The sequence below is a fragment of the Methanothermococcus sp. genome (assembly GCF_015523155.1).
GTDB lineage: Archaea > AGJL01 > Methanococci > Methanococcales > Methanococcaceae > Methanofervidicoccus.
Genome location: NZ_WAKW01000051.1, coordinates 1 through 4,119, shown reverse-complemented (window position 1 = coordinate 4,119; position 4,119 = coordinate 1). Strand labels below are relative to the sequence as shown.

At 26.8% G+C, this 4,119-nt stretch carries 2 protein-coding genes and 2 pseudogenes; 2 read left to right on the top strand and 2 right to left on the bottom strand.

Annotated features, from left to right (window positions below):
• Window positions 1–236, top strand: a pseudogene (locus F7B34_RS05165) (diacylglucosamine hydrolase like protein); the annotation flags it as partial.
• A 34-nt stretch (window positions 237–270) separates the two neighbouring features.
• Here F7B34_RS05165 and F7B34_RS05160 read toward each other — a convergent pair.
• Window positions 271–2,664 (bottom strand): hypothetical protein, encoded by a 2,394-nt coding sequence (locus F7B34_RS05160; RefSeq protein WP_292460768.1) that lies wholly within the window; start codon window positions 2,662–2,664, stop codon window positions 271–273.
• On the bottom strand, window positions 2,661–3,506 hold the full coding sequence (locus tag F7B34_RS05155) for a hypothetical protein (RefSeq protein WP_292460767.1): 846 nt from the start codon (window positions 3,504–3,506) through the stop codon (window positions 2,661–2,663). Before F7B34_RS05155 ends, F7B34_RS05160 begins: the two co-directional genes overlap by 4 nt.
• Window positions 3,507–3,760: 254 nt before the next feature.
• Between F7B34_RS05155 and F7B34_RS05150 the strand changes: the two are divergent.
• Window positions 3,761–4,119, top strand: a pseudogene (locus tag F7B34_RS05150) (hypothetical protein); the annotation flags it as partial.

Here is a 4,119-nt window from a genome sequence, read left to right as displayed (position 1 = left end):
CATTAAATAAATTTAATGAACTTTTAAATAAAAATTATTCTTCAATTTATGATATTTACAAAAATCCACCAACTATAAAAGAAGAAATTCAAATTAGAAAAAAACTTTTAAATGTTGATTATAATATTACCCCTTTAATAGTCTTAGAAGAAATTCCATTAGATAAAAGAATTGATGTTAAAATAGAATCAAAAATCTATCCAGATAATAAAGAAGTTGTTTTAATATTAAATTAAAAGAGTTAAAAGAAAAAATAAAAGAAAAAATCTTTTATTTATCCTCAACACTAAATCCAACTATATTTGGATCATCTTTGATTGTAACTCCTGCTTTGTTTACTGCATCGATAAAATCAATACCATCATCAATTTTACCATTTCTATTTACATCAACTACTAAATAATATTTACCAACTTTTAGAGGTGCTTTCCAAATAGTTTGTAAATGGTATCCATTTCTACAACTAATTTGTACAGGAAGTGTATTATAATAACCTCTCACATCCATTGATTTTTTTAATTCCATATCTTTATATAAAGTATGTTTATTAGCATCAATTATATATAAATCAACCAATTGATGATTATAAAATGGAGATGTGTTTTTTTCACCTTTTTCATTTATATAATGGCTGTGTTTATGGTACCACCACCATCCTCTATCTCTTATATAAGGATTCCATACTACTTTTACACCTGGAGTAGTGAAATATCTTGCCCACCACCATTCAGTAGGAACTGTATCTTCTGCATTTACAGTAAATACATCTCTATAATCATATGCACTTGTATAAGGTGTGAATGTCCAATGATGATATGGTCTTCCCATTAATCCACCAGATGCTAAATTAATATAGCTTACATTAGGAAGCGAATTGGCTTTTGTATCTTTAAATGTGATATATAATAATTTATCTTTATCTTTATCATATTTATGATTATCATTTTTATCTAAAACGATTTGATATTTATTATTTTTTGAATTTGGATTAATAATTTTTAATGTTCCATCTTCAAATGTTTTATTTGTATCTAAAAATTCTGTTTTACATCCGGCATTAACTGCCACTTCTTTTCTTAAAATTTCCCCAAATAATTCATCTCCATCTTCAATTTTTTGAGATGTTTTATATAAATATGCATATTTTAAATCATCGCATTTATCTTTTGTTCCATTTACTTCTACATAAACTGTTGTATTTGCATCAGAGTTTGCTTCATTAAATGTAGATGTGTTTTTATCATCACTATTAACTGTATATATTTTATTATCAAATGGATTTACAGTCAATACATTAGGAAGATAATAATCCACATCTTTGTTATATTTTCCATTTTTATTTACATCAACTACAATATCTAATTTTTTTACTTTATCTATATCTTTAGTATAACTATAATCATCATCACCTTTTGTATTTAAAACTTTTGCAAGTTTAATATAAGGCATAAATGTATTATTATTATCAGGCTTTGAAATATTAGCATCTGTAGCATCTCCATTATCTCTAACATCTGATAAGTCAGTTCCATCTGATAAATCATTACTATCTTCATCTATTACATAAATTGAAACATTATCATCTGATGTTGGAATATTACTAATATTTAGATATAAATCTGTTTTATCATTACTATCGTGTTCTCCAACACTATCAAGTTTATTTCCATTTGAATCTGTAATTTGGTAATGTAAATTATTTGCTTCTGTATCCATTACAATAAATCCAGCTGCACCTTGTCCGGCAATTCCATCTATATATTCATCATATTTTCCATCATTATCTAAGTCTTTACCTATATCTAATTTTCCATTTTTATTAGTATCAATAATTATAGAATAAGCATTATTGCTATCTCCTGGATTTATTAATTTTGGACCTTTATTTAAATCCCATACTAATGTAGTATCTAAATAATTATAATTACCATTTTTGCTAATATTTACATCTACATCTTTTCTATAAGTTATAGCTATATCTTTTAAATCCATTCCATCTTCATATACACCACCAGCGAAAGGAATTACATAAATATCAACTTTTTTTATATCTTCTCCATCTATTCTTTTTGGTAGAACATCAGCCTTTACATATACTTTTGTTAGATTACTATCACTTCCATCAGCTGTTTTACTTCCTGTTTCAAAAAAAGTATGTGTTATTTTAGCATTTGAAGTATTTCCATCTTCTGCACTTACAGCACTTACAATAGGTTTTACTATTTCATTTGAAGAAGGTTTTTTTAATAAAACAAAAAATGGTTGTTTAAAGTTAGTTCCATCATTTTCAAGAGATTTTACTTTTACATAAAAACTTTTAATTGCAATATCTTTATTATAAGGAATAGTTACATTACCTTCTTTTGCTTCTACACCTACATCATACCAAGCAGGAATGGGACCAATAACTCCATCATCATTAGATGCTATTTGTAATTTTGAAATTAATTTGTCATTAGGATCTGTTATATCAATTTCGTGTAATTTATTAGGTTCTAATCCTCCAATTTTTACATACATTGTATCTAATGGAGCTAATTTATTAGTTTCTTGTAGATTACTATCATATATAGTAACAAGTTGGTCTGTTGGTATCTTTTTTTCTTTGAAACACCCGGTTAATAATAAAGCACCTACCATACTGCTTAATAATATTTTTTTCATTTTGAATCTCCTTTAAAAAGTTTATCAAAAGGAATATCTAATGAGATATTAGCCATCCAATATCTTTTGTTTTTAGTTCCGTCTGAATTATCATCTTTTATAATAGTATTTCTAGCTATATTAAACATTCCAGCACCTAAACTAACCCATCCAAATTTTAGTTTAGCACCTGTATTCACAACACCATTTTTACCATCTTTATTAACACCTACTATTTCACCTAATAGATATAAATGGTTAAATATTTTAAAATCTACACCACCACCGAATTTAGGCTCACTGCTTTGACCTTCATTCATCACTTTTTCAGCCATTGCTGTAATAGTTAAAACTGCTTTTTCTGTTCCTAATGGAGCTCTTATTGTTGTAACTACATATGGATTATAAAGATAATCTTTTTGTTTATTAAAATTATTAGCTGCAAGAGACACTAAATTAACTCCAACTGCAATTTGAGGAATATAGTTATCTGTTAAGTGAAAAACTCTTGCTTTTAAATGAAAACTATCCATTTTTATATTCGTATAATCAAAATTATCCCATACAAAAACTCTTCTTGAATACCCTAATTCTACATCATCAGAAGTAGAAAGCATAGCTGTATTCGTTGTTAGAAATAATCTATCATTTTGAATTTTTCCTGAATCTAACATTGTTGTACTTAAATATAAATGTCCTCTTCCTAATGTATTGGCTTTAGGAATTAACATAATTGAATCTTCACCCCATACCATAGATGGAGAAACATTATTTTTAAATAGTTCCCATTCACTACTTGTGGTATCTGCGGCAAATACAGAGGTTGTTAATGCCAATAATGACATTGATAAAAACTTTTTCATTTTTTCTCCTTTTAATAAAAGTTTCCATATGAATTATAACATAGAAATTTATATTATCCAAATTCCCTAAATATAGAATACTGAGCGGAAATTTATTCAATAAGAGAGTAAATTTTAATACTTTTTGTCAGTGCCAAACATTCAATAAGTATGAAAATATAAGTTTTTTTGATATTATTATTAAAAAAAAGGTTTTTATAATGATTTTAAGAAAAATATCAAATTATGCAATGGTTGGTGGCCTTGGTGCTATTTTGGTAGTTGGATTAGTAGGATGTGGAGATAAAAAAGAGGATAATACTCAAAATGCCTTTCAAGAAGCAAGTCAAAAAAAGGGTGCTTTTGTAGTTATTCAAGAAACAGCCCCTAATCAATATAAAATTGTAGAAGAATATCCAGCAAGTGAAACAAGAGTTATTTTAAAAACACTTGATGGAAAAGAAAAAATTTTATCAAAAGAGGAATTAGATAAACTTAAAAAAAAAGCAGACAAAAAAATTGAATCAAATCAATCTCCTCTTACAAATCCTGAAATGAGTAGTGGAGGAATGAGTTTAGGCGAAACTATTTTGGCAAGTGCTGCTGGTGCAATTATTGGTAGTTGGATAGGAAG